This window comes from Pseudarthrobacter sp. HLT1-7 (assembly GCF_059383435.1).
In genome coordinates this window covers 33,535-55,442 of sequence record NZ_JBWZCH010000012.1, presented here as the reverse complement: position 1 = coordinate 55,442, position 21,908 = coordinate 33,535, and the positions used below count along the sequence as shown (strand labels likewise).

Annotated in this window: 18 protein-coding genes, 1 tRNA gene and 1 pseudogene; 13 read left to right on the top strand and 7 right to left on the bottom strand. The window is 65.2% G+C overall.

Going from position 1 to position 21,908, the window contains the following annotated elements; genetic code table 11:
* The first annotated feature begins 7 nt into the window (after positions 1-7).
* Positions 8-490, top strand: coding sequence for a cation:proton antiporter regulatory subunit (locus AC50X6_RS12520; protein ID WP_494966528.1), 483 nt, complete (start codon positions 8-10; stop codon positions 488-490).
* Positions 491-495: 5 nt separating this feature from the next.
* Positions 496-1,689, top strand: coding sequence for a cation:proton antiporter (locus AC50X6_RS12515; protein ID WP_494966527.1), 1,194 nt, complete (start codon positions 496-498; stop codon positions 1,687-1,689).
* 14 nt (positions 1,690-1,703) lie between these two features.
* Here the strand turns inward: AC50X6_RS12515 and dcd are convergent, their stop codons facing one another.
* The 3 genes from dcd to AC50X6_RS12500 form a co-directional block, all read right to left on the bottom strand.
* Positions 1,704-2,279: a dCTP deaminase gene (dcd, locus tag AC50X6_RS12510; protein WP_326967269.1), complete on the bottom strand. Its 576-nt coding sequence runs from the start codon at positions 2,277-2,279 to the stop codon at positions 1,704-1,706.
* Between the two features lie 128 nt (positions 2,280-2,407).
* The gene (locus tag AC50X6_RS12505) at positions 2,408-2,854 is read right to left on the bottom strand and encodes an SRPBCC family protein (protein WP_494966526.1); all 447 of its coding nucleotides are present in this window, start codon (positions 2,852-2,854) and stop codon (positions 2,408-2,410) included.
* A 309-nt stretch (positions 2,855-3,163) separates the two neighbouring features.
* Positions 3,164-4,276, bottom strand: coding sequence for a glycosyltransferase family 4 protein (locus AC50X6_RS12500; RefSeq protein ID WP_494966525.1), 1,113 nt, complete (start codon positions 4,274-4,276; stop codon positions 3,164-3,166).
* Positions 4,277-4,848: 572 nt separating this feature from the next.
* On the opposite strand from AC50X6_RS12500, the gene AC50X6_RS12495 reads away from it, so the two are divergent.
* From AC50X6_RS12495 to AC50X6_RS12485, 3 genes are all read left to right on the top strand, one after another.
* Positions 4,849-4,922 (top strand) — tRNA-Gly (locus tag AC50X6_RS12495).
* A 113-nt stretch (positions 4,923-5,035) separates the two neighbouring features.
* On the top strand, positions 5,036-5,185 hold the full coding sequence (locus AC50X6_RS12490; protein ID WP_494966524.1) for a hypothetical protein: 150 nt from the start codon (positions 5,036-5,038) through the stop codon (positions 5,183-5,185).
* Positions 5,186-5,193: 8 nt separating this feature from the next.
* On the top strand, positions 5,194-6,342 hold the full coding sequence (locus AC50X6_RS12485; RefSeq protein ID WP_494966523.1) for a N(5)-(carboxyethyl)ornithine synthase: 1,149 nt from the start codon (positions 5,194-5,196) through the stop codon (positions 6,340-6,342).
* A 122-nt stretch (positions 6,343-6,464) separates the two neighbouring features.
* Here AC50X6_RS12485 and AC50X6_RS12480 read toward each other — a convergent pair whose 3' ends face one another.
* Complete coding sequence (locus AC50X6_RS12480; protein ID WP_494966522.1) at positions 6,465-7,817, bottom strand: MFS transporter; 1,353 nt, start codon at positions 7,815-7,817, stop codon at positions 6,465-6,467.
* 139 nt (positions 7,818-7,956) lie between these two features.
* Here AC50X6_RS12480 and AC50X6_RS12475 point away from each other — a divergent pair, with 139 nt between their 5' ends.
* The gene (locus tag AC50X6_RS12475; protein WP_494966521.1) at positions 7,957-8,811 is read left to right on the top strand and encodes a LysR substrate-binding domain-containing protein; all 855 of its coding nucleotides are present in this window, start codon (positions 7,957-7,959) and stop codon (positions 8,809-8,811) included.
* 221 nt (positions 8,812-9,032) lie between these two features.
* Complete coding sequence (locus AC50X6_RS12470; protein WP_494966520.1) at positions 9,033-9,392, top strand: hypothetical protein; 360 nt, start codon at positions 9,033-9,035, stop codon at positions 9,390-9,392.
* 112 nt (positions 9,393-9,504) lie between these two features.
* On the opposite strand, the gene AC50X6_RS12465 is transcribed toward AC50X6_RS12470, so the two are convergent.
* Both AC50X6_RS12465 and AC50X6_RS12460 read right to left on the bottom strand, forming a co-directional pair.
* Positions 9,505-13,065: a proline dehydrogenase family protein gene (locus tag AC50X6_RS12465; RefSeq protein WP_494966519.1), complete on the bottom strand. Its 3,561-nt coding sequence runs from the start codon at positions 13,063-13,065 to the stop codon at positions 9,505-9,507.
* 237 nt (positions 13,066-13,302) lie between these two features.
* On the bottom strand, positions 13,303-14,766 hold the full coding sequence (locus AC50X6_RS12460; protein WP_494966518.1) for an amino acid permease: 1,464 nt from the start codon (positions 14,764-14,766) through the stop codon (positions 13,303-13,305).
* 143 nt (positions 14,767-14,909) lie between these two features.
* Between AC50X6_RS12460 and AC50X6_RS12455 the strand changes: the two genes are divergently transcribed.
* From AC50X6_RS12455 to AC50X6_RS12445, 3 genes are all read left to right on the top strand, one after another.
* Complete coding sequence (locus tag AC50X6_RS12455; protein WP_494966517.1) at positions 14,910-15,833, top strand: LysR substrate-binding domain-containing protein; 924 nt, start codon at positions 14,910-14,912, stop codon at positions 15,831-15,833.
* A 114-nt stretch (positions 15,834-15,947) separates the two neighbouring features.
* Positions 15,948-16,376 (top strand): aspartate 1-decarboxylase, encoded by a 429-nt coding sequence (gene panD / locus AC50X6_RS12450; RefSeq protein ID WP_494966516.1) that lies wholly within the window; start codon positions 15,948-15,950, stop codon positions 16,374-16,376.
* 143 nt (positions 16,377-16,519) lie between these two features.
* Positions 16,520-17,656: a GmrSD restriction endonuclease domain-containing protein gene (locus AC50X6_RS12445; RefSeq protein ID WP_494966515.1), complete on the top strand. Its 1,137-nt coding sequence runs from the start codon at positions 16,520-16,522 to the stop codon at positions 17,654-17,656.
* A 250-nt stretch (positions 17,657-17,906) separates the two neighbouring features.
* Here AC50X6_RS12445 and AC50X6_RS12440 read toward each other — a convergent pair.
* Positions 17,907-18,357, bottom strand: a pseudogene (locus AC50X6_RS12440) (glycoside hydrolase family 15 protein); the annotation flags it as partial.
* Positions 18,358-18,657: 300 nt separating this feature from the next.
* Between AC50X6_RS12440 and AC50X6_RS12435 the strand changes: the two are divergent.
* From AC50X6_RS12435 to AC50X6_RS12425, 3 genes are all read left to right on the top strand, one after another.
* Complete coding sequence (locus tag AC50X6_RS12435) at positions 18,658-19,977, top strand: ABC transporter substrate-binding protein (protein ID WP_494966514.1); 1,320 nt, start codon at positions 18,658-18,660, stop codon at positions 19,975-19,977.
* A 105-nt stretch (positions 19,978-20,082) separates the two neighbouring features.
* Positions 20,083-20,961, top strand: a complete 879-nt coding sequence (locus AC50X6_RS12430; RefSeq protein ID WP_494966587.1) for a carbohydrate ABC transporter permease — start codon at positions 20,083-20,085, stop codon at positions 20,959-20,961.
* Positions 20,958-21,905 carry a carbohydrate ABC transporter permease gene (locus tag AC50X6_RS12425; protein WP_494966513.1) on the top strand — a complete coding sequence of 316 codons (948 nt, stop codon included), beginning with the start codon at positions 20,958-20,960 and terminating at the stop codon, positions 21,903-21,905. The genes AC50X6_RS12430 and AC50X6_RS12425 overlap by 4 nt, the downstream gene beginning before the upstream one ends.
* Positions 21,906-21,908: the final 3 nt, after the last annotated feature.

Sequence of the window (21,908 nt, the reverse complement as noted above, 5' to 3'; positions counted from 1 at the left end):
TGGTGGCATGAACGTGGATGAAACTGACCTCCCCGGCCTGGGCCGGCGCAAGGACTTCATGACCGCCTCGGGGCGCCGGATCGGCGTCGTTGAATACCGCGAAGGCCAGACGGAACTCATTGTCTCCACCTGGGACGATCCGGACACCTGCCAGGCATCCATCCCGCTGACCGCCGATGAGGCCTCGGCCCTGGGCAACCTCCTGGGCGGCCAGCGTCTGGCGATGAAGCTCTCGGAAGCCCACCGGGAGGTCCCCGGGATCGTGACCCGGCAATTTTCTATCGGCGTGGGATCTCCGTTCCACGACCAGCCGATGGGCAAGGCCTGCATCCGTACCCGCAGCGGTGTGTCGATCGTGGCAATCATGCGCGAAGGTGAGGTGGTCCCCTCGCCGGGCCCCGACGTCGTCCTGCACCCCGGCGATCTCCTCGTTGCGGTGGGAACGCAAGAAGGCCTGGATACAGCGGCCGCCATCCTGCGCAACGGCTAAACGGCATGGATCCGCTCGCACTGACCCTGATAGAACTCGGGGCCGTCGTGTTCTGCCTGGGCCTGCTGGCCCGGCTGGCCGGGCGGATCGGAATGTCCCCTATCCCGCTGTACCTCGTCGGCGGCCTGTTTTTCGGCTCCGGCGGGCTCGTCAAGCTCGAAGGGATGCAGGAGTTCACGCACCTCTCAAGCGAGATCGGCGTCATCCTCCTGTTGCTTATGCTCGGTTTGGAATATTCCGCTGCCGAGCTGGTTACCGGGCTGCGCCGGTCCTGGCAGGCCGGCGTCCTGGACCTGGTCCTGAATTTCCTCCCCGGCGCCGGACTGGCGGTCATGTTGGGCTGGGGCCTCGTGGGTGCAATGGTGATGGGCGGCGTCACCTACATTTCCTCGTCCGGCATCGCGGCGAAGGTGATCACCGATCTGGGCCGGATCGGCAACCGTGAGACTCCGGTGGTGCTGTCCATCCTCGTGTTTGAGGATCTGGCCATGGCGGTCTACCTGCCGATCCTGACGGCCACCTTGGCCGGAGTCAGCTTCGTCGTGGGACTGCAGACCGTGGGAATCTCCCTCGCCGTCGTCACCGTCGTGCTGATCGTCGCGCTGCGGCACGGCCACCATGTCTCCAAGGCCGTGCACAGCGAAAACTCCGAGGTGTTCCTGCTCAACCTGCTGGGCGCAGCGCTGCTCGTTGCCGGGCTCGCCGCCGCCATGCAGGTCTCCGCCGCCGTCGGCGCCTTTATGCTCGGGATTGCCATTTCGGGCGTCACGGCCCACAACGCAACGCGGATCCTCGAACCGCTGCGGGATCTGTTCGCGGCCATATTCTTCGTGGTGTTTGGCCTCAACACGGATCCCGCAACCATCCCGCCGGTCCTCGGCTGGGCGCTCCTGCTGGCCCTGGTGACGGCGTCGACCAAGATGATCACCGGGATCTGGGCGGCGAAGCGGGCAGGGATCGGTGTGCCCGGCCGTTTCCGTGCCGGCGCGGCGCTGATCGCCCGCGGCGAGTTCTCGATCGTCATTGCGGGCCTGGCCGTGGCTTCCGGCGTGGTCCCGCAGCAGCTCGCGGCGCTTGCCACGGCCTATGTGCTGATCATGGCTATCACCGGTCCGCTCGCGGCAAAATACGTCGAACCAATAGTCGCAAGGCTGCGGCCCGCACGGCCGGCGGGATCTAAACAGCAACGCCCGCGATAGATCCCCCGCGGGGCCTAGATTTCTGTGCGGTGGAAGTTCAGGTGGCTGCGGCTCGCCGTCGGGCCGCGCTGGCCCTGGTAGCGGTTGCCGTATTCGCCGGAGCCGTAAGGGTGCTCGGCAGCCGAGGTGAGCCGGAAGAAGCACAGCTGGCCGATCTTCATACCCGGCCACAGTTTGATCGGCAGCGTCGCCATGTTGGAGAGCTCCAGGGTGACGTGGCCGGAGAACCCCGGATCGATGAAGCCGGCGGTCGAGTGCGTGAGCAGGCCCAGCCGGCCCAGCGACGACTTGCCCTCAAGCCGGGCGGCGATGTCGTCCGGCAAGGTCACCGCCTCGTAGGTGGAGCCGAGAACGAATTCGCCCGGGTGCAGGATGAAGGGCTCGCCGGACCCCACCTCAACGAGGCGGGTCAGCTCGGGCTGTTCCTCCGCGGGGTCGATGTGGGCGTACTTGTGGTTGTCGAAGAGCCGGAAGAACCTGTCGATCCGGACGTCCACCGACGACGGCTGAACCATGGCAGGGTCGAACGGGTCCAAAACGATCCGGCGGGAGTCAATTTCTTTGCGAATGTCGCGGTCTGAGATCAGCACAGTCTCAAATTACCGTACTCCACCAAGGCAGGGGCGGGGCTGCCGGTGTTACGGACCGAACGGCCACTGGTCCCCGCCTGCCGGTTCCCACCTGCTGGTCCCGCTTATGGTCCCGCCCCGAGCGGCGGCTAGTCCGCTTCCGGCATATCTTCCAGTAACGTCTTGAGCCGCTCCAGCTGGCGGACCTCGGCCTTCATTTGCCGCCGGAACGGGGACTTCAGCCACGCGAGGATCCCGCGCGGCTCGCGCTCCAGGGCGAAGCGGACGCGCGTGCGCTGGCCTTCGGTACTGAGGTAGTAGCCGCCGTGCGGGCGTGTCCGGCCCACAAGGACCCGGTACTGGATTTCCGCCCCCGGCCGGGCTTCGGTGATCTCAAAATTGCCGGCGACCGGGCGGCCGCGCGGGCCGGCGAGGGTCTGCCGGTAGACGGCACCCTTTGACCCGGCGGCGCCTGATTCCAGCTCGATGCTGCGGATTCCGGCGCGCCATCGCGGGAGATTCCGGGCGTCCACGAGGAAGTTGTACACGCTCAAGGCGTCGCGCGCGATGACGACGTCGTACTCTGCGAATGCCACGATAGTCCTTGCTCGGCGGACGGCTGAAGGCGTAGCCCGCTTCCCCGGAGACTGCAGCTAACTCTTTCAGGATAGACAGCGCTGTCCGCCTTCCGCGGTCGCGGGGCGGGCCTTTACCGAAGAGTTATGGACGTCGTGCGCGATCGGAACGTTGTGCAAAGCTGTGCACGTGGCTGCCGATTCCAGCGACGCGGCAATCGTGCCGAGCTGCCCGGGCCAATTTCCGCGCATTCCCTGAGCAGAACTGCGGGAGCCATCTTCCCTCCCACGGTAATCCGGCACCCGTGGATTGAGGTTGGGCCCGCCGAATCACCGGCCGGTGCTGTCCATGTCGTATGTGTCGGCCCCGCCGGTCATGTGCCAGTCATGAACCGCCTCCCGCATCCTGTTCACGCTCAGAGTCCACGAATACTTATCCAGCACCTTTGACGCATTGACCTGTGGCGACCCGAAGTCAATGGCCGCCTGGATTCCCGCTGAGATGGCCTCCACATCCGCCGGGTCTACAAGTGCTCCTGCATCGCCCAGGATCTCTCTAAAGACAGGTATGTCGCTCGCCAGCACAGGGGTTCCCAGTGCGAGCGCCTCCAGAAGGGGCATGCCGAATCCTTCGTCCAATGACAGGAAAACGAACAAATCCGCGTTGGAATACAGCCAGGCGAGCTCCTCGTTGCTGGTGTATCCGAGGAAACGGACGGCTCCGGACCGGACAGCCTGTGCCACGGCCGGGGAATACGTTGTGCCCCGTCCCGAATCCGCACCTACAACAACTAGCGGATATTCCGGTGACAACCGCCCCGACTTAAGCGCCGCGTCCAAAGTCATACCCAAGTTCTTCCGTATGTTTAGCCGGCCCACCGACAAGATGAACCCCCGCATTTCGCTCAGCTCTGGGACTGGCTGAGGAACGGCATTTATGACGCTCGTATTCGGCCCCAGTCCCACTGGGAGCACTGCTTGATTTTTGCGGGTGAAACGCCGGATTCTCTGTGCTTCATTTTCGGACGAGGTGAAAATTATCTTGGCCCGCCGGGCCGAGACAGGCATAAGACTGAAGTACCTGTTTTCGGCAAAGGTGAACCATTCGGGATTTGTCAAGAAAAGAAAATCGTGAACAAATACCATCGAGGTCCCGAACGCAGGGGTGAAGTTATGGGAAATGATCACATCGGCTTTGTGCCTGAGCTTCAACAACGGCAGTTCGATGATGGCACTGAGTCCTTGCGGGGCGATCCGCGAACGAACGACCGTAACACCGTCAGGGACCTCCGCCGACGCAGCGAGGACGTGTCTCGACGGTACTGCCACGAAGAGTTCGTCGTTGCTAAACTGGCGATTCCAAGTTAGCACCATCTGCCGGAGCACTTCCCGGTTGGAAGGCGGTCCGTCGATCCACCAGTGCGCATCGAAGAGGATTCGCATGAATGCCAGCCTTCCCTAACACAATGAACCGGACTAACCCTGATTCTGGAGGAGAAATTTCCGAATAGGTGGCGTCCTCAATAAATTTGATGCACCCAGTCATCTCGCCTACCCATCATGCCCGAAAGGTACACAGTTGCCTAGGACAGTGCTGATCCAATCTGGCGCGCTCAGTCTGGCGTTTTCAAGAGCCCTTCCGGGCTGATTCCCGGGGGAGACCTTCCCTTGACTCAGTCGACTTCGGTCCCCTTAGTGAATTGGATGGCGCCGGCATGGACACGAGCGTGAGATACCCCTTGTTGCTTTGGTCGACCACTTGGACTGTCATGCGCCACTGGAACATTCACTCGAAGAATCAGTCGAGAGTCCGGAGTGCGCGCCCTAAAAGGACTCCGTCGTTCCCCGGTGAGGCATCGGCGACGTCCCGCACCGCAAGGGCGGGCGTGACGAGGCCGGGCGATCGATCAGCACGCTCCCGCCGGCGTGACTTGTTCAGAGAGGGGCCCAGGCTGGGGTAAGGTGAATCTCGGTGTTTACTGGGCACCAGGTCCAGCAATTTGGACAGTCCCACTGCGGCTGTAGCTCAATGGTAGAGCGCTAGCTTCCCAAGCTTGATACGCGGGTTCGATTCCCGTCAGCCGCTCCAATCCACTGCGCGTCAAGGGCCGGAAACCCTGGCAACAACGCCCGGGGGTCGTTAGGCCGTTACCTGTATGGTTCGAAGTCAGGAACCTCTTCGGTTCCGCTACAGGAGCGATCATGGCTGACAAATCCCCCCGTCAAGCAGCATCCAAGAAATCCGGCAAGTCCATCAAGGAAAAGCGGGCCGACAAAAAGTCCGTTGCGGCACCGCCCAGCTCCATGGACAAGGCCACCAGCGCCAAGCCGGCTAGCCCCAAAAAGAAGTGAGCGGCAGCTTGGGCCATCTCACCCTTGGAGTCCTTGCCAGCACGCGAAAGCCTGACGAGCAGCGCCTGCCGATCCACCCCCTCCATCTGGACCGGATCGCACCCGAACTCCGGCAGCAGCTGATCCTCGAAGAGGGCTACGGCGAGCGTTTCGGGGTTTCGGACACCCATCTGGCACCACTCGTGGGGCGCGTCGTCCCGCGCGCGCAACTCCTGGCGGAGGCCGACGTCGTCCTCCTGCCCAAGCCGCAGCCCGACGACCTGGCCGAACTCCGTGACGGGCAGATCCTGTGGGGCTGGCCGCACTGCGTCCAGGACCGGGCCATCACCCAGCTCGCGATCGACAAGAAACTCACACTGATCGCATTCGAGGCCATGAACCATTGGGCCAGCGACGGCGGCTACGGGCTGCACGTGTTCCACAAGAACAATGAGATGGCCGGCTACTGCTCCGTGCTGCATGCCCTGGCCCTCGCAGGGTCCACCGGGGACTACGGCCGCCGGCTGAGCGCCGTCGTCATTGGCTTCGGGGCAACGGCGCGCGGCGCGGTCACGGCCCTGAACGCCCACGGCGTCCACGACGTCCAGGTGCTGACCAGCCGCGGCGTCGCCGCGGTGGGCTCGCCGATCCACTCGGTGCGGATCGCGCAGTTCGATCACGACGACACGGCGCCGTACCTCAGCCAGGTCATCACCGAGCGCGGGCGTGTGCCGCTGGCCCCGTTCCTTGCCGAAAGCGACATTGTGGTCAACTGCACGCTGCAGGACCCCAACGCGCCGCTGACGTACCTGCGCACGGAGGACCTCGACGCGTTCCGGCCCGGCAGTCTGATTGTGGACGTGTCCTGCGACGAGGGTATGGGCTTCAGCTGGGCAACGAGCACCACCTTCGCCGAACCCATGTTCACGGTAGGCGACCACATCGACTATTACGCCGTGGACCACAGCCCGTCCTACCTCTGGAACTCCGCCAGCTGGGAGATCAGCGAGGCGCTGCTGCCGTTCCTGGAAACCGTGATGTCCGGCCCCGAGGCCTGGACCGGGAACGAGACGATCCGCCGCGCAATCGAAATCCGCAACGGCGTGGTCCTCAACCCGGATGTGCTGCAGTTCCAGCAGCGCGAGCCGGACTACCCCCACCTGCCGCTGGGGGCTTGAGCGCCGGGGGCCCAAGCACATGGGGTGCTTGGGCTCCTGGCGCGCAGGAGCCCGGGCGTTTAGGCCGTGCCCGGGATCTGGGGAATGGCGGCTGCCGGCCCGCCCGGGTGCTGCCCGCGCCCTTAGCCGGCCCGCTTCCGGACGATCGTGACGAGCCGGCGCCGGTCCCTCAAGTCCACCTTGAGCATCAGCTGATCCCGGCGCGCCAGTACGACGGCGACAGCGGCCGCTGCGAGCGCCGGCACCCCGCCGGAGACCAGGATGGCGGTGTTCGGGCTGATGTGCTCGGCCAGCCAGCCAATCATCGGGCCGCCGATCGCCTGGCCGCCGATCAGCACCATGATGTACAGGCTCATCACGCGTCCGCGGATGGCCATGTTGGAGCTGATCTGGACCAGCTGGTTGGCCGCGGTCAGGAACATCAGGCACCAGAACCCGGCCAGGACCATCGCTGCCCCGAACCACAGCATGGACGGCGCCAGCGACGCGAGGCAGAGCATGAGCCCGTACATGCCGGCCCCCAGCATCACCGAACGCAGCCGCAGCTCACGCCGCCGCGCCGAGGTGATCGCCCCGGCCAGCGCTCCCAGTGCCACCAGCGCGTTCAGCAGTCCGTAGCCGCCGGCGCCGACGTCGTACACCTGGTCCGCAAACGCGGCCAGCAGCACCGGCAGGCTCATCGCGAACACGGCGATGAACCCTGCCATCAGCCAGGGCCAGTAGATTGTGGGCTTGCTCAGCGCGTAGTTGAGCCCCTCCTTCAGCATGCCTTTGCGCTTGGCCGCCGGGGTGCTGATGAACAGCTGGTCCTTCCGCAGCGTGAGCAACATGGCCACGGTGAAGCAGCAGGCCACGGCGTTACCGGCAAAGGCCCAGCCGGCCCCAACTGCCGTGAGCAGCAACCCGGCGACCGCCGGGCCGATCAGGCCGCCCAGCTGGAAGATCGTGGAGTTCACGCTGATGGCATTCCGCAGGTAGGCCGGCCCCACCAGTTCATTGACGAAGACCTGCCGCGCCGGCTGGTCCAGCACCGTGACCAGGCCCAGAGACAGGGCGATGGCGTAGACGTGCCAGACTTCGATCTGTTGGGTCAGGGCCAGCACTGCGAGGATCGCCGCCAGCACCGCGGCCACCGACTGGCAGAGCATCATGATCTTCCGCTTCGCGAAGCGGTCCGCCATCATCCCCGCCCATGGACCGAGGAACAGCGATGGCAGGAACTGCAGCGCCACGGTGACGCCGACGGCGGTGACCGAGCCCGAGAGCTGAAGCACCAGCCAGTCCTGGGCGATCCGCTGCATCCACAGGGCGATGACAGCAACGAAATGGCCGATCGCGAAGATGCGGAAATTACGGACCTTCAGCGAGATGAAGGTGTGGCGCCACGGCAGGCGCTCCTGGACAACGACGATCGGTGCGGTGTTGGTATCAGGCAGTGAAGCTACGTGTGCCTGTAACGGCGGAGGGGGTGCCACGGAAAGTCCTCAAGCGAGCGGGCGTGCGGGGATTACTTAACGCTAAGCTGGCCCGGATAGATTATGGAAGCTTATTCTCCGCATAACTAGCATTACAAAACGCAATACTGCACGCGCGTGCCGCAGGTCAGGAGTCCGCATGTTTGAACCCGCCCAGCTCCGCTCTTTCCTGGCCGTCGCCGAAACCCTGAGTTTCACCAAGGCCGCCGAACGGCTGGGCCTCGCGCAGCCCACTGTCAGCCAGCATGTCCGCAAGCTGGAGACGGCCGCGAAGCGGGTCCTCGTTGCCCGCGACACCCGCGACGTGCGCCTGACCGACAACGGTGACGCCATGGCCGGCTTCGCCCGCAGCATCCTGTCCGCGCACGATTCCGCCTCCCGCTACTTCTCCGGATCAGCCATGCGCGGACGGCTCCGGTTCGGCACCGCCGACGACCTGGCCATCACGGGACTCCCCCGGATCCTACGGGAGTTCCGCCAGGTCTACCCCCAGATCAACCTGGAACTGACGGTGGGCCAAAGCGACCAGCTGTACAAGCGCCTCAACGCCGGGCAGCTGGACCTCGTCTTCGTCAAATGGGTGGCCGGGGCCAAGGACGGCACCGTGGTCCAGCAGGACTCCTTCGCCTGGGTGGGCCTGGAGCAGACCGTCCTGGATCCGGCCGAGACCGTGCCCCTGATCGCCTACCCGTCCCCCAGCCTGAGCCGGAAGCTCGCCATTGACGCGCTCGAAGCCTCCGGCCGGACCTGGCGCATCACGTGCACCACCCGGCAGATCAGCGGCGTGCTGGCCGCCGTGCGGGCTGGCATCGGTGTTGCGGTGATGCCGTCTTCGCTGGTCCCGGAGGACCTGCTGATCATCACCCGGCGCTTCGATCTGCCGCCGGTGGGCGATGTCGACTTCACACTGATCCGCAATCCGCTGGCCAACACAGAGGTTATCGAGGCCCTCACCGAGGCGATCAAGGGCCGGACCCTGAAACGCTCCGGCTGAGCCTGCGGCGCCGCTGCCTTCAGCGTGATGAGTACGTGCACACGTGGTGTACCTACTTGGACGATGTACTTACGCGGCGCCATTGATCGCCGGTGATCCGTGACATATCCTGAAGTTGTTGAAGGTCAAGCAGAGGCCAATGACAACGATTCAAAGAATCGGACGCTGTCCTGTGCTTCTGCCTTTGGGGGCGGCACAAAAGCGTTCGGGATAGGCCGACAATGACGCCAGCCACAAACCGACCACATATTCCCACAGCACCGGCAGTCCATTCGCTGCAGGCGGTGCGCCCGCCGGCTCCCACGGTGAACCGCGGCGCGGCCGCGCAGCACACTTTCCGAGGACGCCGGGATCCGCATCCCGCCACACTGGTGGCAGCCGGGTACGTCGGCAGCCCCTACTGCGAACGCTGCGGAACCGACGAGTTCATCTACCTTGAGACTTTCGTACCGGCCACCCATCGCAGCGACGGCTCAGTCAACAAACTGGGCGAAGTCACCTACTTCTGCTCCGGCTGCGACGACTTTGCCGCGCATGCCGTACCCGCGTCCTGGGTGCCGCCCGGCTGGTACTTCGGCTGAGTCCCGAAACGAACCAGTCCCTCGGACCTAGATGATCGGACGAGCCGGGCGGCCATCGTTGGAGGGCGGCCGCCCGGCTCGTTTGTTGTGCCACTTCCGGAGCGGAAGCCTGCTAGATACGGCCGTCCGAGATGTGGTTGGGCGTGCCGAAGCGGTGCGCCGTGATGCTGATGGCCTGCTCGTGCAGGAACGGCAACAGCTCGACGCGGCCGGCTTCGGTCACCGGGTGGAAGTACATCGCCAGGTCCGGGCGCCCACCTGTCGCCTCCGCGAGTGCTTTCGAATCCCCGCCGAGGAGCCGGATCCGTCCGCCGGCGAGCGTGCCGGCCGCGGCCAGCCACCCGGCGTCGCTTTCCACCGAGACGGCCACGCCGAGACCGGACAGTACGGCGCGCAGCCGGGCGGGCAGTTCGACGGCGGCGGTCACCGTCAGGGCGGAGCCGGCCAGGACACCGGCCGCCACGGTCCGGACGAGCGCACCGAGCGGTTCGCCGTCGGAGAGTCGGATGGTGACCGGCAGCGGGCGGTAGCGGAAGATGTTGCGTTCGGCGCTCAAGGCGGAGACGTCCTTCGCGGTGCCGAACTCCTCGGCCCAGGCGACGGCGTCAGAGGCCAGGGCTCGGCGCAAGGGAACCAGCTCCCCGGCGGGCAGGAAGTCCTTGGCGGCATCCTCGATCCGGCGGACGCCGGGGTGCGCGGGGGCCGCCGCCCCGAGGGTGCCCGCGGCTGCTGCGGTGCTGGCTTTACTGGTCCATCCGCCGAGGCCTACGAGGTAGTTGGGTCCGCCGGCCTTGGTGCCGGCGCCGACGGCGGATTTCTTCCAGCCCCCGAAGGGCTGGCGCTGCACGATGGCCCCGGTGATGCCGCGGTTGACGTAGAGGTTGCCGGCCTGGACAGTGTCCAGCCAGATCCCCAGTTCCTCGGCGTCCAGCGAGTGCAGGCCCGAGGTGAGACCGTAGTCGATCTGGTTCTGGATGGCGATGGCGTCTTCGAGCGTGTCCGCGGTCATAACGCCCAGCACGGGGCCGAAGAATTCGGTGAGGTGGAAGTAGGATCCGCGGCGGACGCCGTAGCGGATGCCTGGGCTCCACAGCTTGCCGGTACCATCGAGCTGCTGCGGCTCCACGGCCCAGCTTTCGCCTTCGCCGAGGGTGGTGAGGGCGTTGAGCAGCTTGCCGCTGGCGGGCTCGATGATCGGGCCCATCTGGCTGGTCGGATCCTCGGGGTAGCCCACCTTGAGTGAGGTGACGGCATCGATCAGCTGGTTGTGGAAGCGCTTGGACTTGGCCACTGATCCCACGAGGATCACCAGGGAGGCCGCGGAGCATTTCTGCCCGGCGTGGCCGAAGGCGGAGTACGCGACGTCCTTGGCCGCGAGGTCAAAATCGGCACTCGGCGTGACGATGATGGCGTTCTTGCCGCTGGTCTCGGCAAGCAGCGGCAGGTCCTTGCGGAAGGTGCGGAACAGTTCGGCGGTCTCGTAGCCGCCGGTCAGGATGACCCGGTCCACGGCGGGGTGGGAGATCAGCTGCCGGCCAAGCTCACGCTCGCCCAGCTGGACCATAGTGAGCACGTCGCGGGGCACACCGGCGTCCCAGAGCGCCTCGATCATCACGGCACCGCTGCGGCAGGCCTGCCTGGCAGGCTTGATCACGACGGCGGAGCCGGCGGCGAGGGCCGCGAGGGCGGAGCCGGCGGGGATGGCCACCGGGAAGTTCCACGGCGGGGTCACCAGGGTGAGCTTCGCCGGAACGAAGGTGGCGCCGTCGACGTCGTCCAGCCTGCGGGCCGATTCGGCGTAGAAGTGCGCGAAGTCAACGGCCTCGCTGACCTCCGGGTCGCCCTGGTCGAGGGTCTTGCCGGTCTCGCTGGCCATGACCTCGAGCAGTTCGGCGCGCCGGGCTTCGAGGACGTCGCCGGCTCGGTGCAGGATCGCGGCACGCTCGGCGCCGGAGAGGGCACCCCAGGCCTTTCCCTTTTCCACTGCGGTCCCGATCACGGCGTTGAGCGTGCCGGCGTCGTTGATGGTGGCGGCTTCCACGGCGGCGATACCCAGCGTGGAAGTCGCCACGCGGCCCAGGATGGCGCGGCCCCAGTCGCGGTTGGCGGGCAGCGACGGATCGGTGTCCGGGGTGGTCTCGAAGCTGCGTTGTGCCTGCTCGGCGTCCGGCGGCGGCGCGGCCGGGAGGCTGCGGTTCTGCCGGCGGTTGGGCGGCGGGACCTCGTCGTCGAGCCTGGCGAGGGAGGCAAGGAAGCGCTGCTTCTCACGCTCGAACAGCGCCCTGCTGTCTGGGGAGTTCCCCCCGAGTTCAAAGACGGCGGACATGAAGTTGTCCTGGCTGGCGCCCTCTTCGAGCCGGCGGATCAGGTAGGCGATCGCGACGTCGAACTCGGCGGGGTGGACCACCGGGGTGTAGAGCAGCAGCGAGCCGACATCGTGTCTGACGGCTTCGGCCTGGCCCTGGGCCATGCCGAGCAGCATCTCGAATTCGATACTCTGCTCTGCGGTATCCGCGATGCCGCGCTGCTTGGCCAGCAGCCAGGCGAAGGCGATGTCGAAGAGGTTGTGGCCGGCCACGCCGATCCGGATGTTGCGGATCCGGTCCGGGTGCAGCGAGTAGTTGATGACGCGCTTGTAGTTGGTGTCCGAGTCCTGCTTGGTGCCCCACGTGGCGAGCGGCCAGTCATGCAGGGAGGCTTCGACCTGCTCCATGGGCAGGTTGGCGCCCTTGACGACGCGGACCTTGATCGCGGCACCGCCGTTGGTGCGGCGGGCGGCCGCCCAGTCCTGCAGGCGGATCATTGCGGCGAGGGCGTCCGGGAGGTAGGCCTGGAGAACAATGCCGGCCTCAAGGCTTTTGAATTCCGGTTTGTCCAGGATCCGGGTGAAGACCGCGATGGTCATGTCCAGGTCCTTGTACTCCTCCATGTCCAGGTTGATGAACTTGGCTTTTTTTCCGCCGACGGCAAAGGACGCTGCGCGGGTGAAGAGCGGCGTGAGCTTCTCAACGACGTGCTCCACGGCCTCGTCGAAAGCCCAGGCGGAGTGCGGGGCGACGGTGGAGGAGACCTTGATGGAGACGTAGTCGACGTCGGGGCGGGACAGCAGGGTGTGGGTGCCCTCCAGACGGCGGGACGCCTCGTGGCCGCCGAGCACAGCCTCGCCGAGGAGGTTGACGTTGAGCTTGATGCCGTCCCTGCGGATCTTGGCGATGGCCCGGCCCAGCTTGGCGTCGGTCGCGTCGACGATGAGGTGGCCGACCATTTCGCGGAGCACGCGGCGGGCGATCGGGATGACCACCCGCGGCAGGACCGGTGCCATGGTGCCGCCGAGGCGGACGGCGCTGCGCATGTACCAGGGCAGGAACGCCGGGACCTTCGGGGCGAGGGCGGCAAGGTTGCGGGCCGCGACCCGGAGGTCTTCGGGGCGGACGACGCCGTCGACGAACCCCACCGTGAAGTCCAGGCCGTTCGGGTCCTTTAGGACCCCGGCGAGCTGCTGGGCGGAGGCATCGACCGGGATCCGGGCGGCTTCCGTGAGCCAGTGGCGTACCAGCCCGATGGTTTCCTCGGCGAGGGCGGCGGCCTCAAGGACCGGGGAGCCTTCCGAGACGGGTGCGTGCCCGGCCGCGTTGCCTGTGTTCACGCCGGACTCCGTTGAAATCTTGGTCATGGCTGGTACTCGTTCTTTCTCAAAATATGGACCTTCCTAGGCTTCAGTATGAGACCGGATTTTCATAAGATAAAGCGATGTTTTCCGAGCAGTACTGGTTAGAAAAATCGATTATTTCCAGACCGGGCGCAACCGTCCCCGAACACACGGATGCGCTATCACTCTTGGCTCCCAAAAGGCGTGGATGGGAGCCAAAAGTGATAGCGCATCCCGGGTAGTGCGGGAGCGTCCCGGGGGTTAACCGACGTGGCGGTGCATCTCCACTGCTTCTGCGTGGCGCGGACTGTCCGGGTTCATCAGCGAATGCTTCCTGCCGTAGAAGAAGTAGATTGCCAGGCCGATGAGCAGCCAGACCCCGAAGCGTGCCCAGGTCTCCCAGTGCAGCTGGAACATCAGGAACGCCGAGGCCAGGACGCCGAAGGCCGGAATCACCGGCATCAGGGGCAGTCGGAAGGTCCGCGGGGCATCGGGCTTCTTGTAGCGGAAGACGATCACCGAGAAGCAGACGACGACGAAGGCGGCCAGAATTCCGATGTTGGTGAGGTCCGCGACGGCCTTGATCGGGAAGACACCGGCCAGCAGCGCCGATCCGATCCCGGCAATCCAGGTGACGCGCTGCGGGGTACCGTGGCGGTCCGTCTTGGCGAACCAGCCGGGCAGCAGCCCGTCGCGGCTCATCGAGAACCAGACCCGGGTGACACCAAGGAGGAAGGTGAGCATAACCGTCATGATGGACAGCACGGCGAAGACCGAGATGATGGTGGCGATGACCGGCAGGCCCACGCCGTTGAACGCGGAGGCGAACCCGGCCTTGGGGTCGATGTCCTGGTAGTTCTGCATGCCGGTGAGCACCAGGGTGGCTGCGACGTACAACAGCATGGCGATGATCAGGGAGAGGATGATGGCCTTCGGCATGTGCTTCTTACCGTCGGTGGCTTCCTCCGCGGCGGTGCTCATGGCGTCATAGCCGAAGACCGCGAAGAACACGGTGGCGGACCCCGCCAGGACCGGACCGAAGCCGCTGGGCATAAACGGATTGTAGTTGTTGGTGTCGATATAGAAGACGCCCAGGCCAATGATAAAGAGGATCAGGACCACCTTGATGGCCACCGCCACGAGCTCAAAGCGGCCGAAGGCGCGCGTGCCGCGGGAGAGGATCCAGGTGACCAGCAGGCAGACCAGAATCGCCGGAATGTTGACGATGCCGCCCGTGCCTTCATCCGGCGTCGAGGTCATCCAGACTGGCATGTTGATGCCGATGCCCGAGAGGAACGCGTCAAAGTAGCCGGAAATGCCGATGGCCACCACAGCCACGATCGCGATGTACTCGAGCAGCAGATCCCAGCCGATGAACCAGCCGATCACCTCGCCCAGCGCCACATATCCGTAGGTGTAGGCAGAACCCGCACGCGGGATCATGCCGGCGAACTCGGCGTAGGACAGGGCCGCAGCCGCGGACGCCAGACCCGCAATCAGGAAGGAAAAAAGCACTGCCGGGCCGACTCCGGGTTCAGTTTCGCTGCCGTGGGCCACGAGGCCGGCGAGGGAGAAGATGCCGACGCCGATAATGCCGCCGACGCCAATGGCAGTCAGCTGCCACAGCCCGAGGCTCTTGATCAAGCCGCTGTGCTTGTTCTCTTCCTCGATATCGTCAATCGGCTTGCGCCGCATGATCGATCTGGTCTGGTCGTTGGTACTCATCAGGGACTCCTGCTTAGGTGTGGGGCCCATCAATCCACCCTGTGATGGGGGTTACTCAGTGAGTAACAGTATGCAAGCCCGCTTGCATTAGATAAAGTGACTTCTCCTAATCAATAACCATTAGAATTCACAAAGGAATAGCGATGCTCGACGTTCGGCGTTTGCGCCTGCTCCGCGAACTGAAGATCCGGGGCACCCTGGCGGAAGTCGCCGAGGCACTCCAGTACAGCCCGTCGTCGGTCTCGCAGCAGCTGGCCCTGCTGGAAAAGGAAGCCGGCGTTGAGCTGCTTCGTAAGACCGGGCGCCGGGTGCAGCTCACGCCGCAGGCCGAAGTCCTCGTGGCTCATACGGCCCAACTGCTGGAAACCCTCGAGCAGGCAGAGGCCGATCTCGCGGCCTCCCTGACCACGGTGACCGGGACGGTGCGGATGGCCGTATTCCAGTCCGCTGCACTGGCGCTGATGCCCGATGCCCTGACCCGGATGTCCGCCAGGTACCCCGAGGTCCGGGTGGAAATGACGCAGCGGGAACCGGAAACGGCCCTGCATGAGACCTGGGCGCGGGACTTCGACCTGGTGATCGCCGAGCAGTACCCCGGCCACGCTGCCCCCCGCTACGCGGAACTGGACAGGGTCCGGCTCACGGGCGATGCGATCCGCCTCGCGGTTCCGCCCGCCTCCCCGGACCGGCCGGCGGTCGCCTCCCTTGCCGACACTGCGGAACTGGCGTGGGTGATGGAACCCCGCGGGGCCGCTTCCAGGCACTGGGCCGAGCAAACGTGCCGGAGCGCCGGTTTCGAGCCCGACGTCAGATTCGAAACCGCTGATCTGCAGGCGCAGATCCGGCTGATCGAGTCCGGAAACGCCGTGGCCCTGATGCCGGACCTCGTCTGGACCGGACGGGCAACAACAGCCCGGCTGATTAATCTCCCGGGCGATCCGCACCGGACGGTCTTCACTTCGGTGCGGCACTCGAGTGCCAAGCGGCCCGCCATCCTGGCAGCCCGGGAAATCCTCGCCGAGACGGCCGCGTCCATCACCCCCGCCGCCGGGGCGCCGTCGGACTGACCGCCGAGGGGCCAACGGACGTGCCGGACGCCGTCGACCTCCTGTCTGTAACCTGAAGGCGGTGTTCGCTGGCTCACAGCTTGACGGTTCGCCCGGAGCTAGACTGGTCACGTTATGAATCGCACAATATTTAAGTCCAAGATCCACCGCGCCACGGTCACCCACGCGGACCTTCACTACGTCGGTTCCGTCACCGTGGACCTGGATCTGCTCGAGGCCGCCGACATTCTCCCGGGAGAGCTGGTGGCGATCGTCGACGTCACCAACGGCGCCCGGCTGGAGACATACACGATTGCCGGCGAACGCGGAACAGGGGTGATCGGGATCAACGGAGCCGCCGCACATCTCATGCATGAGAATGACATCGTCATCCTCATCACCTACGCCCAGATGACCACGGACGAAGCCAGGGCGTACAACCCCAAGGTGGTCCATGTGGACAAGCACAACAGGATCGTCGGAATCGGCAACGACCCCGCGGAGGGGCATACCCCCGGGATCATGCGCCCGCCGCACGCTCTGAACAACGCCTCGCTGAACTAGCGTCCCCGCACTAACGCAACGCGGGGTCACTTCGCGCCCATCCCGGGCCCCACCATGGGCGCGATGTGACCCCGCGTTGTCGTTGCCGCCGGTAGGCTTTGACCGGTCGGGATTCGGCCCGCACGCACTTACTGGGGAGACAATTGAAGATCGACCGACCATGCAGCGTCCGACCGCCCACGGCACGCCGCACGGGCGCGGTCGACTGGATCGCAGCCGGCCTGACCGGACTGCTGCTCGTTTCCGCCACCGCGTGCGCGAGCCCTGCCACCGCACCGGCCGCGGCCACCGCCACCGGGGGGTCCCCGAGCGCTTCCGCGTCGCCGGCAGCTACGCCGGCATCCACGCCGACCGCCGACGGCACCCCGCTGGACCCTGACGCCGCTCCCGGCGTCACCGCGGCCGGCGTCGGAGCCCCCAACCTTCAGCCCGCCTTCGCCAGCAAGGCCCTCGATGTGCTGGCCACCATCCCGATCAAGGGCCGTGCGCCCAAGACCGGATACTCACGTGACCAGTTCGGCCAAGCGTGGGCCGACGTCGACCGCAACGGCTGCGACACGCGAAACGACATGCTCCGCCGGGACCTGGCCGCCCCTGCCTTCAAGCCCGGCACCCGCGACTGCGTGGTACTTTCCGGCGTCTTGAACGACCCCTATACGGCAACCTTGATCAACTTCCTCCGCGGCAACGCCACCAGCACCGCGGTGCAGATCGACCATGTGGTGGCGCTCAGCGATGCCTGGCAAAAGGGCGCCCAGCAGCTTACCGCGGCGCAACGGCTCTCCTTCGCCAACGATCCGCTGAACCTGCTGGCGGTGGATGGCCCCGCCAACATGAAAAAGAGCGACGGCGACGCCGCCACGTGGCTGCCGCCAAACAAGCCCTACCGCTGCACGTATGTGGCCCGCCAGATCTCGGTCAAGGCCAGCTACACACTCTGGGTCACCCAGGCCGAGCACGATGCGATGGCCCGGATCCTCGGTGACTGCCCTGCCGCACCGGCGCCGACCAATCAGGAAGCGCCGCCTCCTCCGATGCAGGCGCCGGCCCCCGCGCAGCAAGCCGCCCCGGCTCCGGCCCAGTCCTACGTGCCGCCGCCCCCGGCCTACGTGGCTCCGGTTCCTGTCCCGGCTGCCCCGGCTGCCCCGGCTGCCCCGGCCTCCGCTTACTACGCGAACTGCGCGGCCGTCCGCGCCGCCCGCGCAGCTCCCCTCCATGCGGGGCAGCCCGGCTACAGAGACAAGCTGGACGGCGACCGGGACGGTGTCGCCTGCGAATAGGACCGGAGCGACACCAATCGTGCCGGTCCCAGGGTGGGGCTAGTGGGCATTTTCGTTAGTTCGCCAGGGCTCGGGCGGGGGGCTCGTTGGCCGGGCTCGGTGGCCGGGCTCAGGGACATGTCCCGCGCAGGGGCCAGTGGATGGACATAGTGCCATTATGCCCAGTCCCGGGTGCGAAGAATGGGCATGTCCCCCGCGGCCCGAAACGGTCCAGGCTCCGTCTACCCCGAGGAACCGGCGAAAATGACCGCTAGTTCCGGGGAAGTGCGTCCAGCAGCCGCGCGCAGCGGATGAAGCCCAGGTGCGAATACGCCTGCGGATGGCTGCCCAAATGAGTTTCGGTGCCCGGGTCGTACTCCTCGGGCAGCAACCCGGTGGGCCCGAACAGGTTCACCAGCTGGTCGAACAGGTCCCAGGCCTCCTCAATCCGGCCAACCGCCACATAAGCCTCGATCAGCCACGTCGTGCAGATGTGGAAGCCGCCCTCCAGCCCCGGCAGGCCGTCGTCGTACCGGTACCGGAACACCGTGGGCCCCACCCGCAATTCCCGTTCCACCGCCGTGACGGTGTCCAGGAACCGCTGGTCGCTGACATCCAGCAGGCCGGAGAGCCCGATGTGCAGCACCGCGGCGTCGAGGTCCGGTGTCGTAGGCGACCGTGTACGACGACGCCCCGGCGTCCCAGCCCTCGCGCAGGACCTCGAGGGCACGGAGGGCTATCGCGGCGCTGGCCAGCGGGAGGGTTTCGGTGGGAATGCCTTCAGCGGAGCACAGTGTTCCGCCGTAGTTGCAGGCCACGAGCAGCGCTGGCGTCCGGACCAGGATCTTGAGTTCGGCCAGCAGCTGCGGGGTCAGCCCGTCGTCGGCCGCATTGGTCTGCACGAAGGCGCGGCAAACGGCATAAAATGTTCTTTTTTGCCCTTTACGGTTCTATATTGTTCGGATATGGTTGATTATCATGTGAGTTGACTCACAGCATCCGTTGATTTCAAAGGAGAAACCATGACCATGCATGAAGACGCGCTGCAGAGGGCTTCCAGCCGGGGCGGATGGGACCGCCGGACGCTGCTGAAGACGCTGGGTGTGGGCGCCGTCGCGATGGCGGGAGTTCCACTGCTGGCAGCCTGCACCGGCGGCAGCGCACCGGCCGCCAGCGGCGGCGCCAAGACACTGACCTTCGGTTCCGGTTCCTCGGATGAAGTTCCCAAGAACGCCTACAAGGCCCTCACGGACGCCTTTGAGAAGAAGTCCGGCGTCAAGACCACCACCAATGTTGTGCCGCACAACGACTTCCAGAACAAGATCAACACCTACCTCCAAGGCAGCCCCGACGACACCTTCACCTGGTTCGCCGGGTACCGGATGCAGTACTACGCAGACAAGGGACTGCTCGCCCCGATCGACGATGTCTGGGAGAAGATCGGCGGCAACTACTCCGATGCCCTGAAGAAGGCGTCCAAAGGTTCCGACGGGAAGATGTACCTGGTCCCGAACTACAACTACCCCTGGGGCTTCTTCTACCGCAAGAGCCTCTGGGCCGAGAAGGGCTACCAGGTCCCGAAGACCTTCGATGAGCTCACTACGCTGTCGAAGAAAATGCAGGGCGACGGCCTGATCCCCATCGAATTCGCGGACAAAGACGGCTGGCCCGCCATGGGCACCTTCGACTACCTGAACATGCGGCTCAACGGCTACCAGTTCCACATGGACCTCACCGCCCACAAGGAAAGCTGGGACCAGAAGAAGGTCAGCGACGTCTTCGACACCTGGAAGGAACTGCTGCCTTACCAGAACCCCAATGCGCTCGGCATGACGTGGCAGGACTCGGCCAAAAACCTGGGCGACAAGAAGTCCGGCATGTACCTGCTCGGATCCTTCCTCACCCAGCAGTACGCGGACAAGTCGGTCGCGGACGACATCGACTTCTTCCCGTTCCCGGAGATCGCGATGGAAGGCCAGGACGCAATCGAAGCCCCCATCGACGGGCTGCTGCTGTCCAAGAAGGGCGGCCAGAACCCGGCCGCCAAGGACTTCCTCGCCTACCTCGGCACCCCGGAGGGACAGGACGTCTACGCATCCGTCGACTCGGCGAATATCGCCACCGCCAAGGGCTCGGACACCTCCAAGTTCTCGCCGTTGAACAAGAAGATGGCTGACGCCATCAGCAACGCCAAGAGCATCAGCCAGTTCTTTGACCGCGATGCACTCCCGGCCATGGCCAACAACGTAATGATTCCGGCCCTGCAGTCCTTCATCAAGGACGGCACCGTGGATGTCAAGAACCTGGAAGCCCAGGCCAAATCGCTCTACGCCGCCCAGTAGCAGCAAGCGATATCGAGCAAGGAATCTCTAGTGAGCACAACAAGTGATACAACCGCTGCCGGGGCACGACGCACCACGCGCGCCCCGGCAGGGCGGGTCCGGCGGATGACCCGCCGGGACAAATGGGTACTCAGTTTCATGGTGGGGGTCCCCACCCTGATCCAGCTGGTCCTGGTCTGGATCCCCACACTGCTCTCGGCAGCCTTGTCCTTCACCCGGTGGAACGGGCTCAGCCTGAACGACATCAAGGGCGCAGGGGTGGACAACTACCAGTTCATCGCCAACGACTACCCGCCGTTCTGGCCCGCCGTCCAGAACAATGTGCTGTGGCTGGTCTTCCTGGCGCTCATCGCCACACCCCTTGGCCTGCTGCTCGCCATCCTGCTCGATCAGAACATCCGCGGCAGCAAGATCTACCAGAGCATCTTCTTTACCCCCGTCATGCTGTCGCTGGCCTTGATCGGCGTCATCTGGCAACTGTTCTACAACCGGGACAGCGGGCTGCTGAACTTCCTGCTTGGCACCGCCGGCACCCCGCAGGCGGTCGACTGGTTCGGTGACTCCAGCGTTAACATCTGGGCGGCGCTCATCGCGGCCACGTGGCGACATGCCGGCTACGTTATGATCCTGTACCTGGCCGGGCTCAAGGGCGTTGACCCAACTCTGCGGGAAGCAGCCCAGATCGACGGCGCCAACGCGGTCCAGACCTTCTTCCGCGTCATCTTCCCGGCCATGCGGCCCGTCAACGTGATCATCATCGTCATCACGGTGATCGAATCACTGCGCGCGTTCGACATTGTTTACGTCATCAACCGCGGCACCAACGGCCTGGAACTTATCAGCGCCCTCGTCATCCAGAACCTCGTCGGCGAGGGCCAGGTGATCGGTGTGGGATCAGCCCTTGCCGTTGTCCTGCTGATCATTTCGCTGGTCCCCATCACCTTCTACCTGTCCCGGGCCTTCGGAAAGGACAAAGAGGCATGAGCATCATTAAGCCAGCCCCTGCCGCGGCGGCGGGCAAAAACGCCGCCGCCAGGCAGCGCACCGGGTCCGGCTCCGGCGGCAAGGCCCGGGGCCCGGCGAAGCGGCAGTTCGGCATCCATATCTTCCTGATCGTGATGGCAGCCATGTGGCTGGTGCCGCTGGGCTGGACGATCTTTACGTCGTTGCGGCCCAAGGCCGACACGGACAAGTACGGGTACTTCAGCTTTGGCGGCTCCTTCAACTTCGATAACTTCGTCGAGGCCTGGACCCGGGGCGGGTTTGCGCAATATGCCTGGAACTCGGTGCTGATCACCGTCCCTTCGGTCATCCTGATTTTGTTCTTCGCCTCGATGATGGCCTTCGCCGTAAGCCGGGTCGCCTGGAAGTTCAACGTCACCCTGCTGATCATGTTTACCGCCGGCAACCTCCTCCCGCCCCAGGTCCTCGCGGCTCCCCTGTTCCAGATGTTCAAGCAGCTTGAACTCCCGTACAGCATCAGCGACTCCGGAAATCTCCTCAACACCTACATCAGCGTCATCGCCGTCGACACGGCCTTCCAGATCGGTTTCGTCACCTTCGTCCTCTCCAACTACATGAAGGCGCTTTCCTCCGAGCTGACGGAGGCCGCCCTGGTGGACGGCGCCGGCATCTGGCGGCAGTACTGGGAGATCATCCTCCCGCTCTGCCGGCCCGCGCTGGCCGCGATGGGCACGCTCGAGGTCATTTTCATCTACAACGACTTCTTCTGGCCGCTGCTGTTCATCCAGAGCGGTGACCGGCTCCCGCTCACCACCGCGGTGAACAACCTCCAGGGCCAGTTCCTCTCGGATTACAATTTGATCGCCGCAGGCGCCATGATCACGGCCATTCCTGCCCTCATCATCTACCTGCTCCTGCAGCGGCACTTCGTGGCCGGCCTGACGCTCGGCTCCAGCAAAGGATAAACG